A 26091-nucleotide genomic window follows, 5' to 3' on the forward strand; every position below is an offset into this window, starting at 1 on the left:
AGGCCCTCGCACATTGCTGGGGCCTCCGGCGTAGCATGACTGCGATTGATTTGAGGAGGACGCGTGGCGCTGGAAATGAGCCTTGCTCTAATCGAGGAGCTCATGGACCGGGCATGGCTCGCTCCGGACCGTGAGGACGCCGGGGGCTGGGTCATGCGGGCCGCCGGAGGTGTCACACAGCGGGCAAACTCGGTCTGGCCCAGGGAACAGGCCGATGACCACGAGTCGGCAGTACGGGCCGCCACGCAGTGGTATCGCTCCCGGCGCCTGCCGCTGATCTTCCAGGTTTTCGACGACGAACGGAGCGCGGGCCTCAACGCGGTGCTCGATGCGCAGCGATTCACCCGGCAGTCGGAGACCCTCATCATGGTCCGCCCGGGCGGCATCCTTCCAGCTACCCGGTTCGGTGACCTTTCGACCGGCGTCGAGATCTCCGAGGAGCCGTCCGAAGAGTGGCTGCGGCTGTGGTGGTCCGTTGATGGCCGCGGCGGCGACGCCGAGCTGGAGATTGCGCGGAAGATCCTGGCGTCGTGTCCCTCGGTCTACGCCCTCATCAGGGACGACGACGGCGCCCCAGCCGCCGTCGGGCGCCTCGCCCTGGTGGACGGCAAGGGAGGCGTCTACTGCATGGCAACCGAGGCCGGACACCGTCGCCGTGGCTTCGGCCAGCGGGTGCTTGACGCCCTTCTTATGGCTGGCAGTCACCAAGCCGTGTCGGAGTTCTGGCTACTTGTGATGGCCTCGAATACCGGCGCCCGGGCCCTCTATGAGGGCGCCGGCTTCGCGGAGCACGGCAGGTACCTCTACCGGCAGGCGCGGCTGCAGCGGGCGTTATCTGGCTGCTAGTTCTGGTCGTCAGGTGCCTTCGAATGCGGCGTATTCGGGGAAGGGGTCGTCCAGGGGCACGGTCCAGCCCGGATCGCCTGACTCGGCCGGGTCGTCCATGGCGTTGACGTCCATGTCGTCGGGGTCGGGCCAGGGGTGTGCGGCAGTGAAGGAGTGCCAGTCGGGGAAGGGATCCGTGGGCAGGTCTTGGTCCGGATTCCCGGGCAGGTCCGGTCCGGGTTCCGGGCCGATCGGGAGGTGGGGTGGCCAGTGGGGTGGTTCCCAGTCCTGGTGTTCGGCGGGGTAGTGCCGTTTGGATGGTGAGGTCCAGCCCGGTGGATGGTTCTTGCTGGCCGGGGTGGGGGTCCATGCGGTGCGGTGTTTGAGGCGGTGGTGTTTGGGGCAGGGTTGGGCGAGGTTGGTGATGCCGGTGGTGCCTCCGTGGGCCCAGGAGGTGGTCTGCGTCGTTGTCCAGGGAGTGGTTGTTGCAGCCGGGGAAGGGGCATTTGCCGTCGCGGAGCCGCAGCCATTGGCGCTGGGCCTTGGTGAGGCGGTAGCTGGTGCGTCCGATTTCCAGCGGGGCCCCGTCGCGGGGGTCGGTCAGGACGCGGTGGAAGGACTCTGCGCCGTCGGCGATCAGGCGGCGTGCCATGGAGGGCGGGATCGGCCCGTACCCGTCGAGCATGGCCGGTTCCTCGGTGGCGCCGATCAGGGACAGGACCGGGACGGTGACCAGGACCTGCGCCCGCGGGGACGGTACCCGCCCCGGTTCCATTCCGCCGTCCGGCGTGCCGCCGTCGGGCGTGTCACCGTTGTGGTTGGTGAGGAGCCAGGTGGCGGTGATGTCGGCGCGGAGCTGGGCGAGGGTCCGGGTTTCGTGGGGGCCTTGGAGGGCGCGGGCGGCGGCGGTGGTCCGTTCCCAGATCCCGGCCGCGGTGTCGGCGGGGAGGTGGGCGGAGAGCCAGGCCATGCCGTCGCGGTCCGGGAGGTATTCGACGCGCCGGTCCTGGGCGCTTTGGGTGTGGCGGTTTTCGATGCTGACGGGGTGGTGGCGTTCGCGCCAGGTGCGGGCTTTGGTCCGGAACCGGGACGGGACGAGGTCCCCGGCCGGGCAGCCGCGGGCGGGGTTGGGTGCGTCGGGGTCCAGGAAGTGGGCTTCCAGGCCGGCCGCTGCGGCCGGTCCCAGGCCGTCGGTTTCGTCGATGATGATCCGGGCGTGCTGCCAGGAGATCGTCCCGGACTGCAGCGCGGCCAGGGTCAGGGGCAGGCCCGTGGTCAGGGACCGGGATGCGGAGAGGAAGGCGGCGGCGGTGCGTTCGCTGACGGTCAGGACGCAGGCGAGTTCGGCGAGCAGGGCGAGCTCGTGGGCGGTGGATTCCTGCGGTGAGGGCGCCGGCGGCGCGAGGGCCCTGGCGGCCTGGACGTAGTCCGCGGCGAGCCTCGCTTTCAGGGCGGCGGTCCGGGCTTCCAGCCGGGCGATTTCGGCGAGGCCGTGCAGGCAACCTTCGGCCAGGCTCCTTAGCGGATCGGCGCTTTCGGGTGAATCCGCGTCCCGGGTGACGGCGGCAAGCACGGCAACGGAGCCGGCGACGGCCTCCACGGCCGCCCTGCTCCCAGCACTCCAGGCCGTCCTTCGATCCATACCCACAGCATCGCAGGAGGCACCGACAATTTAACGTTGGCGCCGCTTAACATTGGCGCTACACGCCGCTACAGCGGATCCGTGACCTCGATCCGCACGGCACAGGCTTCCGCCGCAGCCCTGCGAAGCACGGTTGCGTTGGGGTCGGTAACTGCCAGGAACGCGAGCCTTGTCCGCGACGCGTATTCCTTCAACGCCTTTTCCGCCAGGACCGCCGCGGACAGCGCGGCGTCTCCGCCCAGGACGAGATATTCAATGCTGTGTCCGGCGAACACAGCTGCGGCATAACCGGCCACGGCTTCCGTCAGCGCGTTGGCCTGGTTCTCGCGACGCCGGGCGAAGCGCTGCTGCGAGGATCCACCTGCCGCCGAGCGAGACTGAACGTAACGGGAACCCGATTTGGACGCCGCCACCTTGCCGCCGCTCACGACCCCCACCGCGTAGCCGCCCCGGCGCACCAGGATGATTCCGAGCCGCCGTTCCTGCGAAGCGAGCGACGCCAAACGCTCAACCGTGGAAGCGCCCCTGCCCGGCCTTCCATCGACGGGCCACGGGGCTCTCAATAGTGCCCGGGCGCCGTCAGCCGCTGTTAGAAGCGCGCCATCAGCCGCCTTCAGGAGGGTACCGCGGTCGTCGGGTTCCTCCTGAACCGCGCCATGGCTCGCGGCGAAGCGGTCCACCCACCCGGTCAACCTCGGACCGGGGATGAAAGCGGTGCGCCCCGCCCCGGACGGCTGCTTTTGGTTGGGGCCGGATGGCCGGGTCTCCACGTCGATGTCTCCTTAACTGGAATCATGAGTAGCCTATCCATGTGGATGATCTCTTTGGTGCCGACTCGGACAACGACGACGACGCCGTCAGCCAGGCGGCGGATTCGGACCGTTCCGGAACGGGACGTGCGGGCACAGGACGTCCCGCGTCGCCGCGGAGCCCTTTGGCGGTCCGCATGAGGCCCCGGACGCTCGACGACGTCGTGGGCCAGCAGCATTTGCTGGGCCAGGGGTCTCCTTTGCGGCAGCTTGCCGCAGGAGCCGACGCCGTCGGTCCTGCCGGTCCCAGCTCGGTCATCTTGTGGGGACCCCCCGGCACGGGAAAGACGACGCTGGCGCATGTCATCGCCCGCGGACCGGGCCGGAAGTTCGTTGAATTGTCGGCCATTACTGCGGGCGTCAAGGATGTCCGCCTCGTCATGGAAAACGCCTTGACCGCCCGGGATCTCTACCGGACTACTACAGTGCTGTTCCTTGACGAGATCCACCGCTTCAACAAGGCCCAACAGGACGCCCTGCTTCCCGGCGTCGAGAACCGATGGGTGGTCCTGGTCGCCGCGACCACCGAAAACCCTTCGTTCTCCGTAGTCTCGCCGCTGCTCTCCCGATCCCTGTTGCTCACCCTGAAGCCGCTCACCGACAGCGACATCGAAGCGCTCCTGCAACGGGCCGTTGCCGATGCGCGCGGCCTGGCAGGGGGAGTGGAGCTCACTCCCGAAGCCCTCGATCATTTGGTCCGCTTGTCCGGGGGAGATGCCCGCCGCGCGCTCACCGCGCTCGAGGCCGCTGCCGGCGTCGCCTACGGAGACCGGAACAACGACGGCGGCGACCCTTCCGAAGAGCCGGGGCTCGCGGGTGACGGCGCCCCGGACGCCCCGGTCGTCGTCGAACTCCGGCATACGGAGCGGGCCCTGGATGTGGCGGCGGTCCGATACGACCGCGCGGGCGACCAGCACTATGACGTCGCCAGTGCGTTCATCAAGTCGATCCGCGGTTCCGACGTCGACGCGGCCCTCCACTACCTGGCCCGCATGCTCGAAGCCGGAGAAGACCCGCGCTTCGTGGCCCGCCGGATCGTCATTTCGGCTGCCGAGGACATCGGCATGGCGGATCCGACCGCGCTGCAGACCGCCGTCGCCGCGGCCCAGGCAGTGCAGTTGATCGGTATGCCCGAGGGCCGCATCATCCTCGCCGAAGCTGTGGTGCATTTGGCGACGGCGCCCAAGTCCAACGCCGCCTATATGGGCATCAACAAGGCAATCGCCGATGTGCGTGCGGGGATGGGGAACGGGATTCCTGCGCACTTGCGGGATGCGCACTACCAAGGAGCGAAGGGCCTTGGCCACGGCCAAGGCTACAAGTACGCCCACGATGCCCCGCACGGCGTGGCCACCCAGCAGTACGCTCCGGATGACCTGGTCGGCAGGGACTACTACCAGCCGACGGCAAACGGTGCCGAACGGGATATTGCTCCCAGGCTCGAGCGGCTGCGCAGGATCATCCGGGGCGAGTAGGCGTCATGGTAGGCTAGATGCTTGTCTGGCAAGGCTCGGGCGCACAATCCATCAAAATCCAGGTTTTGATGCTGTGCCCTGCGCCCCGTAGCAAAAGGCAGCGGTTGGCCGATGCTCTCCCTCATGGAGGCCAGTAACACTGACACACCGCAGATATTGGAAGGACACAAGTGGCTAACAACACTCGTGCTCGCCGTACCGCACGCCTTTCGCGTGCACTCGGCATCGCTCTGACTCCCAAGGCCGCCAAGTACATGGAGCGCCGTCCGTACGGCCCCGGTGAGCATGGCCGTGCCCGCAAGAAGCAGGACTCTGACTACGCTGTACGTCTGCGCGAAAAGCAGCGTCTGCGCGCCCAGTACGGCATCCGCGAAGCCCAGATGACCCGTGCCTTCGAAGAAGCACGTCGCACCAAGGGCCTGACCGGTGAAAACCTGATCGAACTGCTCGAAATGCGTCTCGACGCCCTCGTGCTGCGTGCCGGCTTTGCCCGCACCATCGCCCAGGCCCGCCAGCTGGTTGTGCACCGCCACATCCTCGTTGACGGCATCCGCGTGGACCGCCCGTCGTTCCGCGTCGCCGAAGGCCAGCTCATCCACGTTCACAGCCGTAGCGAAGTCATGGCTCCGTTCCAGGTTGCAGCTGCCGGCGCACACGTTCTGAACGTCGTTCCGGCTTACCTGGACGTCAAGATCGACGCCCTGCAGGCACGCCTGGTTCGTCGCCCGAAGCGCTCCGAGGTCCCCGTGACCTGCGAAGAGCAGCTCGTGGTCGAATTCTACGCTCGCTAATTTCCAGCAAGCACATACAAAGAAGCCCGTGGCACGCGCCGCGGGCTTCTTTGTATGTAAGGTACTTGGGGAAGCCACGCCGAGGGTGCCTGTGTAGAACCACACCGCACACCGATGGCAACGCAACAAATGCTAGGAGATGAGTGTCCATGACTGGTGGCGATATTGCAGGCCTGATCGCAGCCGGAGTTTTCGCGCTCCTTGTGGTGCTGTTGGCTGTGCCGATCCTCAAACTCGGGCGGGTCTTCGATGAAGTCCGCACCTCCATCCGCTCCTTGAGCGACGGAGCAACGCCACTGATGGACGAAGTCACGGCGACGGTTTCCACCACAAACCAGCAGCTTAAAAAGGTGGATGGCATCACCTCCAACGTTTCCGACGCTTCCGCCAACATCTCCGCTTTGTCCTCACTGGTGGCCGCGACAGTCGGTTCGCCGCTCATCAAGGTGGCAGCGTTCAGCTATGGAGTGCGCTCGGCTTTTGCCGCCCGCCGCAAGCCGAGCAGTGGCCGCCGCAGCCGCTGAATCCGTTCGTAAGTCACGACCTTCGTATGTCAGGAAAACTGTGAAAAGAATTGTCTGGATGGGGATCGGCGTGGCAATCGGAGTCATCGCCTTCCGCAAGATCACCCAAGCGCAGGCCGCTATCGGCCCCGAAGGCCTGAACCGCGCCGTAGCGCGGCTGGCCGACGGCGTATACGACTTCGCCGACGCCGTGCGCGCCGGAATGAATGAACGCGAAGTCGACCTCAGGGCCGCGCTCGGCATCTCGGAGTACGACGCCGGCAGCCAGTAGCAGCCGCGGTACAACTTGCCGCGGTTCGCCCAAGCGGCCGTCAACAAGGCAGAATTAGAAGCTGCGGCAATGGCATATGCCAGAACCGCGCACAAACTCATGTGCAGTGAATTGAGAAGGGTAAGTAATCAGCTAATGAAGTCGCAGGAGATCACCAAACGCTGGGTGGACTTTTTTGTCAGCAAGGGCCATACCGCCGTCCCCTCAGCATCGCTCGTATCCAGCGACCCTTCCCTGCTCTTCACTGTGGCCGGCATGGTTCCGTTCATTCCTTACCTCACCGCCCGCGAGGAACCGCCCTTCGACCGCGCCACGAGCGTCCAGAAGTGCATCCGCACCGGCGACATCGAGGAAGTGGGCAAGACCGCCCGCCACGGGACGTTCTTCCAGATGTGCGGAAACTTCTCCTTCGGGGACTACTTCAAGGAAGACGCCATCAAGTTCGCTTTCGAGCTGCTGACCAAGAGCGTCGACGACGGCGGCTACGGACTGGACGTTGAGCGCCTTTGGGTGACCGTCTACGAAGAAGACGACGAAGCCCAGGACCTGTGGCTCAAGAACACCGGCATCCCGGCTTCGCGGATCCAGAGGATGGGGAAGGCGGACAACTACTGGTCCACCGGGCAGCCGGGTCCTGCCGGCCCGTGCTCGGAAATCTACTACGACCGCGGACCGGCCTATGGCGCCGAAGGCGGTCCCATCGCGGACGAAAACCGCTACGTCGAAATCTGGAACCTCGTGTTCATGCAGTACCAGATCGAGAACGTCCGCTCGAAGGTGGACTTCGACATCGCCGGCGAGCTGCCCAAGAAGAACATCGACACCGGCCTCGGCATGGAGCGCCTCGCGATGATCCTGCAGGGTGTCGAAAACATGTACGAAACGGACCAGGTCCGTCCCGTCATCGACAAGGCCGCAGCCCTATCCGGCAAGGAGTACACCTCCGCGGAGTCCCCACAAGACCCGCACCACACGGACGACGTCCGGATGCGCGTCGTTGCCGACCACATCCGCTCTGCCCTGATGCTGATCTCCGACGGCGTGTCCCCGTCGAACGAAGGCCGCGGCTACGTCCTGCGTCGGCTCATCCGCCGTGCCGTCCGCGCCATGCGCCTCCTCGGAGTCGAAGAAGCTTGCCTCCCGCAATTGCTGCCGGCTTCCCGCGACGCCATGAAGGGCGTCTACCCCGTCGTTGAAACCGACTTCGACCGCATCAGCCGCATCGCCTATGCCGAAGAACGAGCCTTCCTGCGCACCATCGCTTCCGGCACGGCGCGCCTGGAAGAAGCCGTGGTGCTCTCCAAGGCCGCGGGCAAGCCGCTGTCCGGCGAAGATGCCTTCGCCCTGCACGACACTTACGGTTTCCCAATCGACCTCACCCTTGAAATGGCCGAGGAAGCCGGCTTGAAGGTCGACGAAGCCGAGTTCCGCAGCCTCATGCTCGAACAGCGTCAGCGCGCCCAGGCGGATGCCAAGTCCAAGAAGGGCGGACACGCCGATGTCTCAGCCTTCCAGGAACTCCTGGCCGAGGGCGAGACCGTCTTCACGGGCTACACCGAGCTGGAGGGCGCAGCCCGTGTCCGCGGCATCGTCAGCTCCGGCCGGCGTGTTGCCCACGCATCCACGGGCGACGAAATCGAGCTCGTGCTCAACGAGACGCCCTTTTACGCCGAGGCCGGCGGCCAGTCGGCCGACAAGGGCCTCATCACCGGTGACGGCTTCGTCGTCGAGGTCCTCGACGTCCAGCGCCCCGTGAAGGGCCTGAGTGTCCACAAGGCGATCGTCCGCGAAGGCGAGATCGCCGCGGACGCCTTGGTGCGCGCCGCCGTCGACCGCGAACGCCGCCACGCCGCAGAGCAGGCCCACACAGGCACGCACATCGTGCACGCCGCCCTGCACCAGATCCTCGGCCCGGAAGCCACCCAGCGTGGTTCCTTCAACAAGGCCGGCTACCTGCGCTTCGACTTCGCCTGGGGAGAAGGCCTGAGTGCCGCCACGAAGTCCGAGATCGAAGAGGTCTCGAACATCGCCATCCGCAACAACTTCCGGGTGGACACCAAGGTCATGGGCCTCGCTGAGGCGAAGGCCCTCGGCGCCATGGCCCTCTTCGGCGAGAACTACGGCAGCGAAGTCCGCGTTGTGGAGATCGACGGCGCGTGGTCCCGCGAACTCTGTGGTGGCACGCATGTGGCCAACACTTCCCTCATCGGGAGCCTGTCGCTCCTCGGCGAACAGTCCGTCGGTTCGGGAAACCGCCGCGTGGAAGCCTTCGTCGGCCTCGACGCCTTCCGACACCTCGCCGCCGAGCGCGCCTTGGTCACCGAGCTCACGGAAATGCTCAAAGTCCCGTCGGGCCAGTTGGCAGACCGGATCTCCAGTACCTTGGCCAAGCTCAAGGCAACGGAGAAGGAACTCGACCGCCTCCGCAAGGAGCAGCTGACGGCAGCCGCGGCTAGCCTCGTTGCCACGGCCCGGGATGCCGCAGGCGTCCGGGTAGTGGCGCACGACGCCGGCCAGGTCGGGGGAGCGGACGACCTCCGCAGCCTCGCTATGGACCTGAGGAACCGGCTCGGCTCCGACGCTTCCACTGTTGCCGTGGCCGGCGTCAGCAACGACCGTCCCGTCATCATCGTGGCCACCAACGAGGCCGCACGTGTTGCAGGCGTCAAGGCAGGCGCGCTCGTCCGCGTGGCTGCGGGAATCCTCGGCGGCGGCGGCGGCGGCAAGGACGACGTCGCGCAAGGCGGCGGAACCGACGCCGCGAAGATCGCACCGGCCCTTGCGGCCGTTGTGGACGCGATCGCCAAGCGCTGATTTTGGAGGCCATTGCGAGCAACGACGACTACCCCCGGGGCATCAAATTGGGGGTGGACGTCGGCACCGTCCGTGTGGGAGTTGCCATCTGCGATCCGGACGGGATCCTGGCTACGCCGTTCAAGACTGTGAGCCGGGATGCCAAGAAGAATTCCGATATCGGGGTCATTGTCCGGCAGGTCGCGGAGCTCGGCGTCGTCGAGATTTTCGTCGGGCTGCCCCGCACGATGAAGGGCGAGGAACACGCTTCTGCCGTCATGGCCACCGACTACGCGGAGTTGCTGGCAGCCCACTTGCAACGCCGCGGACTCAACGTTCCAGTCAACATGGTGGACGAGCGGCTCAGCACCGTGACGGCCCACCGCAATCTCCATGAAGCTGGCATGAGCAGCAAAGATCATCGTAAAGTGGTGGATCAGGTTGCCGCTGCCGGAATTCTGCAGCACGCGATCGACATGCAAAAAGCCAGAGGTGCGGATGTGGGCAGGCGCGTGCAGGCGCCGATGCCACCCCAACACATTGACGGTGCCAGTGCGCCGCTGCCGGCCTCCGGCATTGATCCACACTCTCCAACGAGGGGAAGACAATTGTGAGCCCGGTCAACAACGACCCCTCCAACGACGCGTCAGAAGGCCGTACCCGGCCCCTGACCCGTCGTGAAGTCCGTGCCAGGGAACGCTTCCTGGAGACGCAGAACCAGGAGGTCTTGCCACCGCCTGTGCCTGTCCACTTTGAACCTGTCCCGGTCCCTAAGCCGCAGCCGGCATATGTCCCGGATTACGCACCGGAGGCCCCGGAAGCGACCACGCACGCCGCTGACCTCCACGACGACGGTATCCACGGCGAAACGGTCCAGCCCGAAGAGGCTGTGCAGCAGCACGACGCTTCGCATGAAGACCTTCTGCACCACGAAGACTCGGGGCAGCACCCGGAGACGGTGCAGCACCCTGACTCAGTGCAACCAGATGTCGAGTACTACGACGTGGCGCACCCCCACGACCTCGTGCCTCCCGCCGTCGAGCACGACGCCCTGCACCCTGACGCCGTCGGCCACGATGCTTTGCACGATGACGCTGTTCACGGCTTCGACGTCGCACACGCTGACGAGTTCCACGAGCTGCAGGCCCATGACGAAGGTTATGCCCACCACGATCCCCAGTTCGACTACGAGGTCCATGATGAGCACGCCGCCCATGACCTCATGGCAGCTGCGACTCCCGCGCCGAAGGTGCCCTCGAAGAAGGTCCGCAGGCGCCGCCGTTTTGTGGCGCTCCTCATCACCCTCACGGTGTTCGTCGCGGCGGTTGCAATTGGGGCACAGTTCCTGAAGCCGTTGCTCGGGATGGACAAGGTCAGCGACTACCCCGGCCCTGGTACCGGCTCGGTCACTGTCACTGTGGCCCCCGGCTCCGGCCCCAAGCTGGTTGCCACCAACCTTCAGAGCCAGCACGTGATTGCCGACGCCGATTCCTTCGTGGCGGCCTTCACTGCCGCCGGCGGTGAACTCTCACCCGGTGATTTCACCTTCAAGACGGAAATGAAGAACTCCGATGCGGTGAATGTGCTCCTCGGCAAGGATTCGTCCAAGGTCATGTATTTCGCTTTGAGTGCGGGATTGCGCATCGGTGAATCCCTTGACGCGATCTCCAAGGGTTCGGGCATACCTTTGTCCGAATTGAAGGCGCTCAGCGACTCACCGGCCCAGTTCGGCGTCCCTGCCCCGGCAAAGAACCTCGAAGGCTTCCTGGCACCGGGGGAGTACCGTTTCCCCCTTGGCACCTCCGCCAAGGACATCCTCCAGAAGCTCGTCACGGCCACCACCGACGAGCTCAAGGCCCAGGGAGTCACCGATCCGACCAAGCAGTACCAGGCCATCACGGTGGCAAGCATCGTGCAGGCTGAAGGTGGCCAGGCCGACTACGGCAACGTGGCCGGCGCCATCTACAACAGGCTCAAGCCGGGCAACACCGAGACGAACGGGCTCATCCAATCCGATGCCACGGTGACCTACGGCCTGGGGACCAAGACCTTCCACCTGACCGATGCCCAGAAGGCTGACAAGGGCAACCCCTACAACACCTACGCCAACGTAGGCCTTCCGGTCGGCCCCATCGGTTCGCCCGGCAAGACGGCGATCGATGCCGCCGCGAAGCCGACAGCCAACAATTACCTCTATTGGGTAACAATCAACCTCGACACCAAGGAAACCAAGTTCTCCAGCACGCTGGCAGAACACCTCAAGTACGTTGACCAATACAACGCGTGGTGTGCGGCCAACGCCGGACGGTGCGTGTGAGTAGACGTGCTGCCGTCCTGGGGCACCCCATCAGCCATTCGAAGTCACCAGCGCTCCACCGCGCGGCCTACGCGAAGCTTGGGCTCGACATCGAATACTCGGCAATCGATGTAACCGTTGAACGGCTCCCGGCCTTCATGGCGGACCTTGAGGCTGGCGGCGATTGGTGCGGTTTGTCCGTCACCATGCCCCTCAAATCCGCCATGGTGGACGAAGTCGACGAAGTCCGCGGGGCTGGCGCCTACTTGGGTGTCATCAACACGGTTGCTTTTGAAGACGCCGGGCACGGCGTGCGGCGGGTCGGCCACAACACTGATGTGGCCGGCATCGTTGAAGCCGTGAGGAACGCAGGGGTGACGGAACAGCCGAATTCCGCGGTTCTTGGCGGCGGCGGAACATCCGCGGCGGCTATCGCGGCACTGCGGGAGCTCGGCTCGAAACACGTTGACGTCTTTGTGCGCGACGTCGGACGCGCCGCCGAGGCGAAAGCCGCGGCAGCCGCCGTCGGGCTTTCCATTCACCTCCGGCCGCTGGCTGAAGCCGCTGGAGGCATGGCGGGAGCCGATCTGGTGATTTCCACGCTTCCGCCGCGGGCGGCGGACGGCATCGCGGCGCAGCTCGAGCAGCTTCCCGACGGCGGCAAGCTTCCCGACGATGTCAAGCTTCCCGACGATGTCTGGGGTGTCCTGCTCGACGTCGCCTACGATCCTTGGCCCAGCCGCATTGCCGAAGCATGGCATTCGCGGGGCGGAATAGTGGTTCCGGGGCTCGAGATGTTGCTCTATCAAGCCGTGGAGCAAATCCGTTTGTTTTCCGGAGCCGACGTCACCGCCGATGTCATAGATGTGATGTGCGACTCAGTCGGGCTTCCCCGACGGGTCTAGTAAGGGCCTTACATGGCAGGATTGGATATATGTTGCGTTGGTTGACTGCCGGTGAATCCCATGGCCCGGCACTGCTCGGAATTGTTGAAGGCGTCCCCGCCGGTGTGGAACTCACCAGCGAGGAAATACGTGACGCCTTGGCGCGTCGCCGTCTCGGCTATGGCCGCGGCGCCCGGATGAAGTTCGAGCAGGACGAAGTGAGCATCCTTGGCGGCGTCAGGCACGGCGTGACGCAGGGCGGCCCCGTCGCGATCCAGATCGGCAACACCGAGTGGCCAAAATGGGAGCAGATCATGTCTGCCGACCCGGTGGACCCCGCGCTTCTCGCAGACCAGGCCCGCAACGCGCCATTGACCCGTCCGCGGCCCGGCCATGCAGATTTCACTGGCATGCAGAAATACGGATTCCCTGAGGCCCGCCCTGTACTGGAACGCGCCAGCGCCCGGGAAACCGCCACGCGTGTCGCCTTGGGTACGGTGGCTTCGCAATTCCTGAAACAGCTTGGCATCGAGCTCGTGAGCCACACGGTTTCCATCGCGAGCGTGACCGTTCCCGAGGGCCGTCCGCTGCCCTTGCCGTCCGACGTTCTGGCCCTCGATGCCGATCCGTTGCGTTGCTTCGATCGGGAGACCTCGGACGCCATGGTGGCCGAGGTTGACGCAGCACACAAGGAAGGCGAGACCCTCGGCGGCGTCGTCGAAGTTCTGGCCTACGGCCTGCCGCCGGGACTCGGTAGCTACGTGCACTGGGACCGTCGCCTCGATTCCCGCCTGGCTGCAGCCCTGATGGGTATCCAGGCGATCAAGGGCGTCGAAGTCGGAGATGGGTTCCTGACGGCCGCCCGCCGTGGCTCCGCCGCGCACGATGAAATCGTCAAGGACGAGACGGGCCGGATCGTCCGCAAGACCAACCGTGCAGGTGGCATCGAAGGTGGCATGAGCATTGGCGAAGTGCTGCGCGTCCGCGCCGCGATGAAGCCCATCGCCACCGTCCCTCGCGCATTGAAGACCATTGACGTGAGCACGGGTGAGGCCGCCAAGGCGCACCACCAGCGCTCCGACGTCTGTGCCGTTCCGGCGGCGGGTGTCGTGGCCGAAGCCATGGTTGCACTGGTGTTGGCCGAGGCCGTTGCCGAGAAGTTCGGCGGTGACTCGGTCGCCGAGACCGCGCGGAACCTTCGGGGTTACCTGGACAGCATCCCGGCAACCCTGGACTCGGTCGGCCACTAGTGGGCCGCGGTACCCCGGGCGCCGGTTACGGGCCCGCGATCGCTTTGGTCGGGCCGATGGCCGTCGGCAAGTCGGTCATTGGCCAGCAGCTCGCCCAGCAATTGGGCGTGCCGTTCGTGGACACGGACGCAGTCATCGTTGAGCACCACGGCACGATCGCGGATATTTTTGCCGGTCGGGGAGAACATGCTTTCCGGGAGATCGAGGCCAGGACGGTGGCACGCGCCGTTGAAGCGGCGGACATCAACGGCGCGGTGGTTTCGCTGGGTGGTGGCGCAGTGCTCGATTCCGGCACGCAGCAGCTGCTGGGTGGCTGCACCGTGATCTACCTCGAGTGCGATGCGGAGACAGTCGCTGATCGCATTGCCCGCAACACGGGCAGGCCGCTGCTGGCCGGCGACGCCATGGCCCGCTGGGAGACCCTTTTTGCCGCCCGGCGTCCTGTCTATGAACGCCTTGCAGACATCACCGTCGACGTCCGGTCCGGGACCGTGGCGGAAATCGCCCTCCACGTCGAGGAAAGACTGCGTGAATACGCGGCCTTGAAAGAGGAAGTGCAAAAGTGAGTAACGAAGCAACTGTCATCAAGGTCACTGGCCAGTCCGCCAACGAGAACTACGACGTCGTCGTCGGGCGCGGCCTCCTGGAGACCCTTCCCGCGAAGCTGGGGGAACGCGTCAGGCGGGTCCTCGTGGTCCACCCGCGTGCCCTGCGACTCACGGGCGATACGGTCCGTGCTGAACTCGAGGCTGCCGGATTCACCGCACTCACCGCAGAGATCCCTGACGCCGAAGAAGGAAAGCACATCCAGGTTGCCGCCTTCTGCTGGCAAGTGCTTGGCCAGAACGACTTCACCCGCTCCGACGCCATCGTGGCGGTCGGCGGCGGCGCGGTCACCGACCTCGCCGGCTTCGTCGCTGCCACCTGGCTTCGCGGCGTCAAGGTCATCCACATGCCCACGAGCCTGCTCGGCATGGTGGACGCGTCGGTGGGCGGAAAGACCGGCATCAATACCGCCGAAGGCAAGAACCTGGTGGGTTCCTTCCACCCGCCCGCGGCCGTCCTCGCGGACCTGGACACCCTCCAGACGCTGCCCAAGAATGAGCTGATCTCCGGAATGGCAGAGGTCATCAAGTGCGGCTTCATTGCCGATCCCGCCATCCTGGAACTCGTCGAAAACAAGCCGGAGGAAGTCACCGATCCAGGTTCGGCGGTGCTCCGCGAGCTCATTGAACGTGCCATTGCCGTCAAAGCGAAGGTGGTTTCCGAGGACCTCAAGGAATCCGGCCTGCGTGAAATCCTCAACTACGGGCACACGCTCGGCCATGCGATCGAACTCGTGGAACGCTACTCGTGGCGGCACGGCGCAGCGGTTTCGGTCGGCATGATGTTTGCCGCGGAGCTCGCCCGCAGCGTCGGGCGGCTTTCCGACGTCGACGCCGACAGGCACCGCACCATCCTTGAGGGACTCGGGTTGCCGGTCACCTACCGCCGGGACCGCTGGCAGGGCCTCCTCGACGGCATGCGCCGCGACAAGAAGTCCCGCGGAGACCTCTTGCGTTTCGTGGTGCTCGACGGCGTCGCCAAGCCCGGAATCCTCGACGTGCCGGACACTTCGCTGCTCTTCGCTGCCTACCAGGAGATCGCATCATGACTACCGAGACCTTCAGCAGCATCAGTGATTGGCCCACGGGCGGATTCCCCGGGGTGCGCACCAACCCCGACACGCTCCTGCCGGCCATCGTCAACGAGGAAGCCATGCAGTCGGCGCTGGCTGAGTCCAACGATCCCGCCGATCGCATCATGGCGCTCATGCTCGAAGGCCACCCAGCAGAAGCTGCCGAGTTGCTGGCAGAGGCGCGCTACAACGATCCCGAGTCGTTCAAATTGCGGATCTTCGAAGCCGAACTCCACCGTGCCACCAACCGCTTTGACCGGGCCGTGGAGCTCTTCCGCCGGCTACTGGGCGAAGTCCACGGAACCGCCAAGGAGCCGGTCGTCCACCAGTATTTGGGTCGGGCCTATTTTGTGGCCGGCAACCACGTCGCCGCGGCGGAGTCGTTCACCAAGGCCTTGGACCTGCGAGTCGCCTTGGCAGCCGACGCTTCGCTGATCTATTCCTCTGCTGTGGCCCTGCAACGCGCCCGGAACGTCCTCGAGTTCGCCTCCTGAGGAACGCGCGGGCAGGCGCGCCGCATTTTGCCGGTAGAATGGACTTTGGATTTTTGATAAATACGCGCTGGCTGCCGTCACGGCATGCCTGCTTGGCATAGTCGGCTGGAAGCTAAACCAATAGCTAAAGCGGTAGCTAGCACCAGTGAGAGAAACCAGAGGATACTAGTGGCAACCACAAATGACATCAAGAACGGAACCGTGCTGAAGCTCGAGGGCCAGCTCTGGAACATCATTGAGTTCCAGCACGTCAAGCCGGGCAAGGGCGGCGCGTTCGTGCGCACGAAGATGCGCAACGTCATGTCGGGCAAGGTGGTCGACAAGACCTTCAACGCCGGCCTCAAGATCGAAACTGCCACGGTTGACCGCCGCGACTACCAGTACCTGTACCAGGACGGCGCGGACTTCGTTTTCATGGACACCCAGGACTTCGACCAGATCACGGTTTCCGGTGCCACGGTAGGCGACGCCACCAACTTCATGCTGGAAAACCAGATGGTCAACATCGCCATCCACGAAGGCACCCCGCTCTACATCGAGCTGCCCCCGAGCGTTGTCCTCGAAATCACCTACACCGAGCCGGGCCTGCAGGGCGACCGCTCCTCCGCTGGAACCAAGCCGGCTACCCTTGAGACCGGTTACGAGATCCAGGTGCCGCTGTTCGTTGAGAACAACACCAAGGTCAAGGTAGACACTCGCGACGGCAGCTACCTGGGTCGGGTCAACGACTAGTGAGCGCCCGTGGTAAGGCCCGTAGCAGGGCCCTCGAGATACTGTTCGAGGCGGAGCAGCGTTCCGCCTCCGCGTTCGAGGTCTTGAAGGCCCGCCGGGAAATGACCGACCTCGTCATCAACCCGTACACGATGGACATCGTGGAGGGCGTGGTTGCCATGCAGCCCACCATCGACGAGTTCCTCCAGACCTACGCCCAGGGCTGGACCCTGGAGCGGATGCCGGCGGTCGACCGTATCATCCTCCGGATCGGCGCCTGGGAACTCCTCTACAACGACGACGTCCCGGACGGCGTGGCCGTCAGCGAAGCGGTGGCACTGGCAAAGGTCATGTCCACCGACGAATCTCCCGCGTTCATCAACGGTCTCCTTGGACGGTTGCAGACGCTGAAGCCTTCCCTGCTCGCTTAGGCGGCACGGGAAGCATGCGAAGGGCCGGTGCCACAGGAAACTGTGGGTACCGGCCCTTCGCATTACCAGGGTGTGAGCTAAAACGCATCGCCTTGCTCCCGAGCGCGCCAGCCGGGCGTCGCCCCTGTGGTAATTTTGAAGAGCAAATGTTCCTTTTTTAATTCCGTCCGGTGAGGCGGGGAAAGGGGAGACGAGCGATGACTGAAGTCACTGCGCCGGTGCCGTCCCGGGTTGTTCTCAACCAAGCGGACATCGACCGCGCACTCACTCGTATCGCCCACGAGATCCTCGAAGCCAACAAGGGTTCCCAGGATCTGGTTCTTTTGGGCATCCCACGGCGCGGTTATCCGCTGGCCGTGCGGCTGGCGGAAAAAATCGCCGCCGCTGATCCATCGGTCAATGCCTCGGCAATTGTCGGTCAGCTGGACGTCACCATGTTCCGTGACGATCTTTCCCACCAGCCCGCCAGGCCTCCCTACCCCACCAAACTGCCGTTGTCCGGCATCGACAACAAGGTTGTAGTCCTCATCGATGACGTCCTGTACTCGGGACGCACCATCCGGGCAGCCCTTGATGCGATCATCGACCTCGGCAGGCCACGCATCGTCCGCCTGGCCGTCCTCGTGGACCGCGGGCACCGCGAACTCCCGATCCGCGCGGACCACGTCGGGAAGAACCTGCCTACGTCCTCCTCGGAAAAGGTCCGGGTCCACCTTGAAGAATTCGATTCCGTGGACGGTCAGCCGATCAATGAAGTAGTGATCGAGGCAGGCGCATGAAACACCTCCTCTCCACCGAAAACCTCAGCGCCACGAACGCCATCCGTATCCTGGACACAGCCGAAGAGATGGCGGCGGTAGGGGACCGGGAGGTCAAGAAGCTGCCCGCACTCCGCGGCCGCACCGTGGTCAACCTCTTCTTCGAAGACTCCACCCGCACCCGCATTTCCTTCGAGGCAGCAGCGAAGCGGCTCTCCGCCGACGTCATCAACTTCGCCGCCAAGGGTTCCTCGGTTTCGAAAGGCGAATCCCTCAAGGACACCGCGCAGACCCTCGCAGCCATGGGGGCCGATGCCGTAGTCATCCGCCACTGGGCTTCAGGGGCGCCGCACCGCCTGGCCGCCACCGACTGGATCGACGCGGCCGTCATCAACGCCGGGGACGGCACCCACGAACACCCCACACAGGCTCTCCTCGACGCGTTCACGATGCGCCGCCACTGGTCCAAGCTGCACGGCTCGGCGTCCACGGGCGCAGACCTCACGGGCATGCGCGTCGCTATCGCCGGCGACGTCCTGCACTCCCGCGTCGCCCGCTCCAACGTGTGGCTCCTGCGCACCCTTGGCGCGGAAGTGACGCTCGTGGCCCCGCCCACTTTGCTGCCGATCGGCGTCGAACAGTGGCCTTGCAAGGTCAGCTACAACCTCGACGAGACCCTCGAGGCCGGAGTCGACGCCATGATGATGCTGCGCGTCCAAGGTGAGCGCATGAACGCTTCCTTCTTCCCCTCCACCCGCGAGTATTCCCGGCGCTGGGGCTTCGACGATGCCCGCCTCCGCGCCCTCGACGAACTCGGGCTCAAGGACACGATCATCATGCACCCCGGGCCCATGAACCGCGGACTTGAAATTTCTTCCGCGGCTGCCGATTCACCGCGATCCACCGTCCTGGCCCAGGTCCGGAACGGCGTGTCGGTCCGGATGGCTGCCCTGTACCTGCTGCTCTCGGGGGACTCCCGTGAAGCCGCCCCCATGCCGGGCACCGCCCGTTCCGATAAGGAGAGCAACTGATGACCGAGACCGCAACAGGCACCTATTTGATCCGCGGCGCGGCCATCCTGGGTGGCGAGGCCGAGGACCTGCTGATCCGCGACGGAATCATCGCTGAGCGCGGCATCGGCCTTTCCGCCGAAGGCGCCACCGTGATCGAGGCCGCCGGCCTCGTGGCACTTCCCGGCATGGTCGACATCCACACCCACTTGCGTGAACCGGGCCGCGAGGACGCGGAAACCGTTGAAACGGGTACCCGCGCCGCAGCCCTTGGCGGTTACACCGCGGTCCACGCCATGGCCAACAGCAACCCGGTGGCGGACACCGCCGGCGTCGTCGAGCAGGTCCACAGCCTGGGCCGTGCCGCCGGTTGGGTGGATGTCCGTCCCGTGGGTGCGGTCACGGTCGGACTCGCGGGCGAGCAGCTCGCCGAACTCGGCGCCATGGCGGACTCCCGCGCCCAGGTCCGGGTCTTCTCCGACGATGGGATCTGCGTCCACGATCCCGTGCTGATGCGCCGGGCCCTTGAGTACGTCAAAGCGTTCGACGGCGTCGTTGCCCAGCACGCGCAGGAACCCCGCCTCACCGCGGGTGCCCAGATGAACGAAGGCGCCGTCTCCGCGGTTCTCGGCCTCGCCGGGTGGCCTGCGGTTGCCGAAGAGAGCATCATCGCCCGGGACGTCCTCCTGGCCCAGCACGTTGGCTCCCGCCTGCACGTCTGCCACGTATCCACCGCCGGATCGGTGGAAATCGTTCGCTGGGCCAAGGAACGGGGGATCAACGTCACCGCCGAGGTCACCCCGCACCACTTGTTGCTCACCGACGAACTGGTCCGCAGCTACGACCCCGTCTACAAAGTCAACCCGCCCCTGCGCACCGACGCCGATGTCCAGGCGCTCCGTGCCGGACTCGCCGACGGCACAATCGACGTCGTTGGCACGGACCATGCCCCGCATCCGAGCGAGCACAAGGAATGCGAGTGGGCCCAGGCGGCCATGGGCATGACCGGACTGGAAACTGCCTTGTCGGTAGTCCAGGAAACCATGATCGAAACCGGGCTCATGACGTGGGCCGACTTCGCCCGCGTCACGTCCACCGTTCCCGCTGCCATCGGCCGCGTGGCGGATCAGGGACGGCCGCTCGAAGCCGGTGAGCCCGCGAACGTCATCCTCGTGGACCCGGCTGCCCGGTGGACGGTGGATCCGCATAAGATGGCGACCATGGGCCGGAACTCACCCTTTGCGGGCAAAGAGCTGCCCGGCGCTGTCGTCGCCACCTTCTTCAAGGGCCATCCGACCGTACTGGACGGCAAGCTCAACACGCCGTACCGCTACGCCGCGGAGCCCGCGGGCGCCGGCAGCAACTGATGGACAACAAACTTGCTTCCTTGCTCCTCGTTGTGGTTCTTGCGGCGGTCGCGGCCGGACTCATTGCGATAGGTTGGCGCGGCAGGCTCAGACGCCAGGCGGGCCTCGCGCAGCTTCCGGAAGTGCCCGAAAGGCTCAGCCCGGCCGGCATTGTGGCTGAAGGCCAGTACGTGGCCACGACGACGGCGGGAGACTGGCTTGACCGGGTCGCCGTCCATGGACTTGGGTTCCGCGGGAACGCGGAAATGAGCGTCCACCGGGAAGGCGTCCTCTTCGACCGGAAGGGGACAGTACCACTGTTCGTTCCGGCGGACGCCGTGACCGATTGCGGCAGCGCCGACGGCATGGCAGGCAAGTTCGTAGAGAAGGACGGACTCGTAGTCTTGAGCTGGATGCTCGGAGAACACGACCTCGACACCGGATTCAGGACAAGGCACGCCGCCGACAAGCAACCGCTCCTCGAAGCACTTCAAGAATTGATCTCTGCAGCCCCCCAGGCAGATGCCGATAGTGGAAAGTAACAAAGTGACGGATAGCAATGCAGTAGCAGGCACAGTGACAGGCAATACCAACCCAGCAGAGTCCTCCGCGGCGGTGCTGGTCCTCGAAGACGGCCGCACGTTCCGCGGCCGGAGCTACGGCGCCACAGGCGTGGCGCTGGGCGAGGCGGTCTTCGCCACCGGCATGACCGGCTACCAGGAAACCATCACGGACCCCTCGTATGCCCGGCAGCTGGTGGTCCAGACGGCTCCGCACATCGGTAACACCGGCGTGAACAAGGAAGACGCCGAGTCCCGCCGCATCTGGGTTGCCGGCTACGTGGTCCGCGACGCTGCGCGACGCCCCTCGAACTGGCGCTCGGAGCGCAGCCTCGACGCAGAGCTCGTGGAACAGGGCATCGTCGGCATCCAGGCCGTGGACACCCGCGCCATCACCCGGCACCTGCGCGAGCACAAGACCATGCGTGCAGGAATCTTCTCCGGCGAGGCAGCCAAGGCCACCGACAAGGAGCTCCTGGACACTGTCCTCGCCAGCGCGCCCATGGAAGGCGCCCGCTTGGCCGAAGAAGTGAGCATCGACGAAGCCTACGTCGTCGAACCCGCCGACCATGGCTGGGACGGCGAGCCGAAATTCAGCATCGCCGCGATCGACCTAGGCATCAAGGCCATGACCCCGGTCCGCTTCGCCGAACGCGGCGTACGCGTCCACGTCCTGCCGGCCACCGCAACGCTGGATGACGTCAAGGCAGTCAACCCTGACGGTTTCTTCATGTCCAACGGCCCGGGCGACCCCGCCACCGCAGACGCGCAGGTGAAGCTGCTCCGCGCTGTTCTCGATGAGAGGATGCCGTACTTCGGAATCTGCTTCGGCAACCAGATCCTGGGCCGGGCGCTCGGATTCGGTACCTACAAGCTCAAGTACGGCCACCGCGGCATCAACCAGCCGGTGATGGACCGCCGTACGGGCAAAGTCGAGATCACCTCGCAGAACCACGGATTCGCCGTCGACGCTCCCATGGACGGCGCCACCATGGCTCCGGAAGAGCGCTTTGGCCGCGTGGAGGTCAGCCACGTGAGCCTCAACGACGACGTCGTCGAAGGACTCGCGTGCCTCGACATCCCGGCCTTCTCGGTCCAGTACCACCCCGAAGCCGCGGCCGGACCTCACGACGCCGCCTACCTCTTCGACCGCTTCATCGATCTGATGGAGAGCACGAAGAACAGCCAGGACGCCGCACAGGCCGCCGACACTCAGACATCGAACTCCGCGAAGAACGAGGACACCAAGTAATGCCAAAGCGTACAGATCTCAAGAGCGTCCTCGTCATCGGTTCCGGCCCGATCGTCATCGGCCAGGCGGCCGAGTTCGACTACTCCGGAACCCAGGCCTTGCGCGTGCTCAAAGAGGAGGGCTTGCGCGTCATCCTCGTGAACTCCAACCCGGCCACCATCATGACCGACCCCGAGTTCGCCGATGCCACCTACGTTGAGCCCATCACGCCCGAGGTGGTCGAAAAGATCATCGCCAAGGAGCGCCCGGATGCCATCCTGCCCACCCTCGGTGGACAGACGGCCCTCAACACGGCCATCGCCCTGGACAAGAACGGCGTGCTCGAGAAGTACAACGTCGAACTGATCGGTGCCAACATTGCCGCGATCGAACTCGGCGAGGACCGCGAAAAGTTCAAGGGCGTCGTGGAACGCTGCGGCGCCGAGTCGGCCCGCAGCCACATCATCCACACCATGGATGAAGCACTGACCGCAGCGGAAGACCTCGGCTACCCGATGGTTGTCCGTCCGTCCTTCACCATGGGCGGCCTGGGCTCCGGCCTGGCGTACAACGAGGACGACCTGCGCCGCATCGTGGGCCAGGGCCTGCAGTACAGCCCCACCTCCGAGGTCCTGCTGGAAGAGAGCATCCTCGGCTGGAAAGAGTACGAGCTGGAGATGATGCGCGACAAGAACGACAACGTCGTTGTTGTCTGCTCCATCGAGAACTTCGATCCGGTGGGTGTCCACACGGGCGACTCCATCACCGTTGCGCCGGCCCTGACCCTGACTGACCGCGAGTACCAGCGGCTGCGCGATATCTCCATCGCCGTCATCCGCGAAGTCGGCGTCGACACCGGTGGCTGCAACATCCAGTTCGCCATCGAACCGCACACGGGACGCGTCGTCGTCATCGAAATGAACCCGCGTGTTTCGCGTTCCTCTGCGCTGGCCTCCAAGGCCACCGGCTTCGCGATCGCGAAGATCGCCACCAAGCTCTCCCTGGGCTACACCCTGGACGAGATCCCCAACGACATCACGCAGCAAACGCCGGCTTCGTTCGAGCCGACACTCGACTACGTCGTCGTCAAGGTTCCCCGCTTCGCGTTCGAGAAGTTCCCCGCAGCGGACAACACGCTGACCACCACCATGAAGTCCGTGGGTGAAGCCATGGCCATGGGCCGCAACTTCACGGAGGCCTTGCAGAAGGCCCTTCGCTCCCTCGAGCAGAAGGGCTCGCAACTGGACTTCAGCCATGTGCCCGAATGGGAAGTTCCGGAGCTCATCGAGAAGTCCAAGCGCCCGACGACGGACCGCCTCCACCAGGTCCAGCGCGCCCTGCTCGGCGGCGCTTCGCTCGAGGACCTCTACGCCGCCACCAAGATCGATCCGTGGTTCCTGGACCAGTTGCAGCTGCTCAACGAGATGTCCCACGAGATCCGCAAGGCCGGCGCCCTGACGGAAGACATGCTCCGCAACGCCAAGCGCCACGGCTTCTCGGATGAGCAGATCGGCTCGTTGACCCACAACCCGGAAGCCGTTGTCCGCGGCGTGCGGCAGGCCCTGGGCATCCGTCCGGTCTACAAGACGGTGGACACCTGTGCCGCCGAATTCGCCGCGTACACCCCCTACCACTACTCGTCCTATGACGAAGAGGACGAGGTCGGCCTGCACTCCAAGCCGTCCGTCATCATTTTGGGTTCGGGACCCAACCGCATCGGCCAGGGCATCGAGTTCGACTACTCCTGCGTCCACGCCTCCATGGCGTTGCGCAAGGCCGGCTACGAAACCGTCATGGTCAACTGCAACCCGGAAACCGTCTCCACGGACTACGACGTCTCCACGCGCCTCTACTTCGAGCCGTTGACACTCGAGGACGTCCTCGAAGTCATCGCGGCGGAGGAACGCACGGGCGGCGTCATGGGCGTGTTCGTGCAGCTCGGCGGCCAGACCCCGCTCAAGCTCGCACAGCAGCTGGCAGACGCCGGTGTGCCGATCCTGGGTACGTCCCCGGAAGCGATCGACCTCGCCGAACACCGCGGCATGTTCTCCCGCGTGCTCGACCAGGCTGGACTGATCGCCCCGAAGAACGGCACCGCCGTGTCCTTCGAGGACGCCAAGAAGATCGCCGACGAAATCGGCTACCCGGTCCTTGTCCGTCCGTCCTACGTGCTTGGCGGCCGCGGCATGGAAATCGTCTACGACGAAGCCAACCTCTCGCGCTACATCGCCAACGCCACGGAAATCACCCCGGACCACCCGGTGCTGATCGACCGCTTCCTCGAGGACGCCGTGGAAATCGACGTCGACGCGCTCTTCGACGGAACGGACATGTACCTCGGCGGCATCATGGAGCACATCGAGGAAGCCGGCATCCACTCCGGTGACTCCGCTTGCGTCCTGCCGCCGATCACGCTCGGCAGCAACGTGATCGAACGCGTCCGCACGGCCACCCGGGCCATCGCTGAAGGCGTAGGCGTCCGGGGCCTGATCAACATCCAGTTCGCCCTGGCGTCCGACGTGCTCTACGTGCTGGAGGCCAACCCGCGCGCGTCCCGCACGGTTCCGTTCGTCTCCAAGGCAACGGGCGTGCAGATGGCCAAGGCCGCGGCCCTCATCGGTACGGGCGTCACCATCAACCAGCTCCGCAGCGCCTACAAGATGCTGCCGGAAACGGGCGACGGTTCAACCCTGCCGCTCGACGCTCCCGTCGCGGTGAAGGAAGCCGTGCTGCCGTTCAGCCGCTTCCGGACACCCGAAGGCAAGGTAGTGGACTCGTTGCTCGGCCCTGAGATGCGCTCCACCGGCGAAGTCATGGGCATCGACAAGCACTTCGACACCGCTTTCGCCAAGAGCCAGGCCGCGGCCAATAACGCCCTGCCCACCGAAGGCAAGATCTTCGTTTCTGTCGCCAACCGCGACAAGCGTTCGGTGATCATGGGCGTCAAGCGCCTGTCCGATCTCGGTTTCGAGATCGTCTCCACAGGCGGTACCGCGGATGTCCTGCGCCGCAACGGCATCCAGGCCACCCCGGTCCGCAAGGTGGCCGAAGGCAGCAGCGCCGAAGGCGAAGGAACCATCGCGGACCTCATCATCGCCGGCGAGATCGACATGGTCTTCAACACGCCTTCCGGCGGCGAAGCCCGCAGCGACGGCTACGAACTCCGTGCGGCCGCTACGTCCATAGGCATTCCCTGCATCACCACGGTTGCGGAGTTCAACGCCGCCGTGCAGGCCATCGAGGCGTTGCGCACTTACGAGTGGTCGGTGACGAGCCTGCAGGAGCACGCCGCTGCGCTGTCAGCTTCCCAGGCCGCGGCAGCCGAGGCCGTCAATGCCTGAGTCTGCCGCAGCCGGGGAGCAGCCTGTTCTTAGCTCTGGTCCCCGACAGCCTTTCGGTTCCCGGCTGGCTGCCGCGATGGCCGCCCGTGGCCCCTTGTGCGTCGGCATTGACCCGCACGCGGGGCTCTTGGCGGACTGGGGGTTGAACGACGACGTCGCCGGCCTGGAGCGCTTTTCGCTCACTGTCGTGGAGGCCGTGGCGAGGCTCGCTGCCGCGGTCAAGCCGCAGGTGGCGCTCTATGAGCGTCACGGCTCAGCAGGCATGGCGGTCTTGGAACGGACCCTTGCGGCCGCATCCGATGCCGGAGTGTTGAGTATCGCCGACGCCAAACGCGGAGACATCGGCTCCACGATGGCTGCCTACGCCGACGCCTGGCTACGGGATGGCTCCGCCTTGGCCGCAGACTCGGTCACGCTGAGCCCGTACCTTGGCTTCGAGTCGCTGCGACCCGCTCTCGACCTCGCGGCCGAGTCCGGACGGGGTGTTTTTGTGCTCGCCCTGACCTCCAACCCGGAGGGCAAGTCCGTGCAGCATGTCGGGGGTTCGGAATCGGTGGCCCGGCGGATCGCCGAGGCCGCGGCCGAGGAGAACCGCCGTTATTCCGTCACTCCCGGTTCGGGGGGCAGCGGGCCTGCGGGTCTGGGCTCGGTCGGTCTCGTGGTGGGTGCCACGATCGGCGGGGCACTCGTGGAACTCGGGCTGGACCTCGACGCCGTTCACGGGCCCATCCTGGCGCCCGGGCTGGGCGCGCAAGGAGCGACGCCGGCTGATCTGCGTGCCACTTTCGGCACGGCGTACCCGGCGGTCCTGGCGACCTCGAGCCGCGGAATCCTCGCGGCCGGTCCAACAATTGCCGGACTGCGTTCCGCCACCGAGTCCACCCGCGATGGCTTGCTGGAAGCCTGAGCCTGATCTTCGTGGGTCCAATGCATTGCGCTCCGCACTGACCACGCGATAGCTTCGGGATCAG

Annotated in this window: 23 protein-coding genes and 1 pseudogene; 22 read left to right on the plus strand and 2 right to left on the minus strand. The window is 65.4% G+C overall.

What is annotated here, in order from left to right; genetic code table 11:
- Window positions 1-75: 75 nt before the first annotated feature.
- A complete protein-coding gene (locus ACSVHC_RS21505) occupies window positions 76-846 on the plus strand; it encodes a GNAT family N-acetyltransferase (protein WP_437770094.1) in 771 nt (256 codons plus the stop codon).
- 9 nt (window positions 847-855) lie between these two features.
- On the opposite strand, the pseudogene ACSVHC_RS21510 reads toward ACSVHC_RS21505, so the two are convergent.
- Together ACSVHC_RS21510 and ACSVHC_RS21515 are read right to left on the minus strand one after the other, a co-directional pair.
- Window positions 856-2467: pseudogene (locus ACSVHC_RS21510) on the minus strand (HNH endonuclease signature motif containing protein).
- A 68-nt stretch (window positions 2468-2535) separates the two neighbouring features.
- A complete protein-coding gene (locus tag ACSVHC_RS21515) occupies window positions 2536-3237 on the minus strand; it encodes an acVLRF1 family peptidyl-tRNA hydrolase (protein ID WP_437770092.1) in 702 nt (233 codons plus the stop codon).
- A 41-nt stretch (window positions 3238-3278) separates the two neighbouring features.
- On the opposite strand from ACSVHC_RS21515, the gene ACSVHC_RS21520 reads away from it, so the two are divergent.
- From ACSVHC_RS21520 to pyrF, 21 genes are all read left to right on the plus strand, one after another.
- Complete coding sequence (locus ACSVHC_RS21520; RefSeq protein WP_437770091.1) at window positions 3279-4751, plus strand: replication-associated recombination protein A; 1473 nt, start codon at window positions 3279-3281, stop codon at window positions 4749-4751.
- 170 nt (window positions 4752-4921) lie between these two features.
- Window positions 4922-5542, plus strand: coding sequence for a 30S ribosomal protein S4 (gene rpsD, locus ACSVHC_RS21525; protein WP_028267147.1), 621 nt, complete (start codon window positions 4922-4924; stop codon window positions 5540-5542).
- 149 nt (window positions 5543-5691) lie between these two features.
- Window positions 5692-6066, plus strand: coding sequence for a DUF948 domain-containing protein (locus ACSVHC_RS21530; protein ID WP_236810709.1), 375 nt, complete (start codon window positions 5692-5694; stop codon window positions 6064-6066).
- A 58-nt stretch (window positions 6067-6124) separates the two neighbouring features.
- Entirely contained in the window at window positions 6125-6337 is a 213-nt protein-coding gene (locus tag ACSVHC_RS21535) for a hypothetical protein (protein ID WP_437774021.1), read from the plus strand.
- A gap of 135 nt (window positions 6338-6472) precedes the next feature.
- Window positions 6473-9151, plus strand: coding sequence for an alanine--tRNA ligase (gene alaS, locus ACSVHC_RS21540; protein ID WP_437770090.1), 2679 nt, complete (start codon window positions 6473-6475; stop codon window positions 9149-9151).
- Window positions 9152-9153: 2 nt separating this feature from the next.
- Entirely contained in the window at window positions 9154-9744 is a 591-nt protein-coding gene (gene ruvX, locus ACSVHC_RS21545) for a Holliday junction resolvase RuvX (protein ID WP_437770089.1), read from the plus strand.
- Window positions 9741-11447 carry an endolytic transglycosylase MltG gene (gene mltG, locus ACSVHC_RS21550; protein WP_437770088.1) on the plus strand — a complete coding sequence of 569 codons (1707 nt, stop codon included), beginning with the start codon at window positions 9741-9743 and terminating at the stop codon, window positions 11445-11447. Before ruvX ends, mltG begins: the two co-directional genes overlap by 4 nt.
- Window positions 11444-12331: a shikimate dehydrogenase gene (locus ACSVHC_RS21555; protein ID WP_437770087.1), complete on the plus strand. Its 888-nt coding sequence runs from the start codon at window positions 11444-11446 to the stop codon at window positions 12329-12331. Before mltG ends, ACSVHC_RS21555 begins: the two co-directional genes overlap by 4 nt.
- A 29-nt stretch (window positions 12332-12360) precedes the next feature.
- The gene (aroC, locus tag ACSVHC_RS21560; protein WP_345450624.1) at window positions 12361-13560 is read left to right on the plus strand and encodes a chorismate synthase; all 1200 of its coding nucleotides are present in this window, start codon (window positions 12361-12363) and stop codon (window positions 13558-13560) included.
- A gap of 56 nt (window positions 13561-13616) precedes the next feature.
- Window positions 13617-14126, plus strand: coding sequence for a shikimate kinase (locus tag ACSVHC_RS21565; RefSeq protein WP_437774020.1), 510 nt, complete (start codon window positions 13617-13619; stop codon window positions 14124-14126).
- Window positions 14123-15214, plus strand: a complete 1092-nt coding sequence (gene aroB / locus ACSVHC_RS21570) for a 3-dehydroquinate synthase (RefSeq protein ID WP_437770086.1) — start codon at window positions 14123-14125, stop codon at window positions 15212-15214. Before ACSVHC_RS21565 ends, aroB begins: the two co-directional genes overlap by 4 nt.
- Window positions 15211-15732 carry a tetratricopeptide repeat protein gene (locus ACSVHC_RS21575; RefSeq protein ID WP_437770085.1) on the plus strand — a complete coding sequence of 174 codons (522 nt, stop codon included), beginning with the start codon at window positions 15211-15213 and terminating at the stop codon, window positions 15730-15732. Before aroB ends, ACSVHC_RS21575 begins: the two co-directional genes overlap by 4 nt.
- Window positions 15733-15900: 168 nt before the next feature.
- On the plus strand, window positions 15901-16464 hold the full coding sequence (efp, locus tag ACSVHC_RS21580) for an elongation factor P (RefSeq protein ID WP_028267136.1): 564 nt from the start codon (window positions 15901-15903) through the stop codon (window positions 16462-16464).
- Window positions 16464-16874, plus strand: a complete 411-nt coding sequence (gene nusB / locus ACSVHC_RS21585; protein WP_236810722.1) for a transcription antitermination factor NusB — start codon at window positions 16464-16466, stop codon at window positions 16872-16874. The genes efp and nusB overlap by 1 nt, the downstream gene beginning before the upstream one ends.
- A 197-nt stretch (window positions 16875-17071) precedes the next feature.
- Window positions 17072-17653, plus strand: coding sequence for a bifunctional pyr operon transcriptional regulator/uracil phosphoribosyltransferase PyrR (pyrR, locus tag ACSVHC_RS21590; RefSeq protein ID WP_437770084.1), 582 nt, complete (start codon window positions 17072-17074; stop codon window positions 17651-17653).
- Complete coding sequence (locus ACSVHC_RS21595) at window positions 17650-18663, plus strand: aspartate carbamoyltransferase catalytic subunit (RefSeq protein ID WP_437770083.1); 1014 nt, start codon at window positions 17650-17652, stop codon at window positions 18661-18663. The genes pyrR and ACSVHC_RS21595 overlap by 4 nt, the downstream gene beginning before the upstream one ends.
- Window positions 18663-20009, plus strand: coding sequence for a dihydroorotase (locus ACSVHC_RS21600; protein ID WP_437770082.1), 1347 nt, complete (start codon window positions 18663-18665; stop codon window positions 20007-20009). Before ACSVHC_RS21595 ends, ACSVHC_RS21600 begins: the two co-directional genes overlap by 1 nt.
- On the plus strand, window positions 20009-20530 hold the full coding sequence (locus ACSVHC_RS21605) for a PH-like domain-containing protein (protein WP_437770081.1): 522 nt from the start codon (window positions 20009-20011) through the stop codon (window positions 20528-20530). The genes ACSVHC_RS21600 and ACSVHC_RS21605 overlap by 1 nt, the downstream gene beginning before the upstream one ends.
- The gene (gene carA, locus ACSVHC_RS21610) at window positions 20511-21800 is read left to right on the plus strand and encodes a glutamine-hydrolyzing carbamoyl-phosphate synthase small subunit (RefSeq protein WP_437770080.1); all 1290 of its coding nucleotides are present in this window, start codon (window positions 20511-20513) and stop codon (window positions 21798-21800) included. The genes ACSVHC_RS21605 and carA overlap by 20 nt, the downstream gene beginning before the upstream one ends.
- Complete coding sequence (gene carB, locus ACSVHC_RS21615) at window positions 21800-25120, plus strand: carbamoyl-phosphate synthase large subunit (RefSeq protein ID WP_437770079.1); 3321 nt, start codon at window positions 21800-21802, stop codon at window positions 25118-25120. The genes carA and carB overlap by 1 nt, the downstream gene beginning before the upstream one ends.
- Window positions 25113-26027, plus strand: coding sequence for an orotidine-5'-phosphate decarboxylase (gene pyrF, locus ACSVHC_RS21620; protein WP_437770078.1), 915 nt, complete (start codon window positions 25113-25115; stop codon window positions 26025-26027). The genes carB and pyrF overlap by 8 nt, the downstream gene beginning before the upstream one ends.
- The last annotated feature ends 64 nt before the right edge of the window (window positions 26028-26091 follow it).

Source organism: Arthrobacter sp. KNU-44 (assembly GCF_051843155.1).
In the GTDB taxonomy this organism is placed as follows: domain Bacteria; phylum Actinomycetota; class Actinomycetes; order Actinomycetales; family Micrococcaceae; genus Arthrobacter.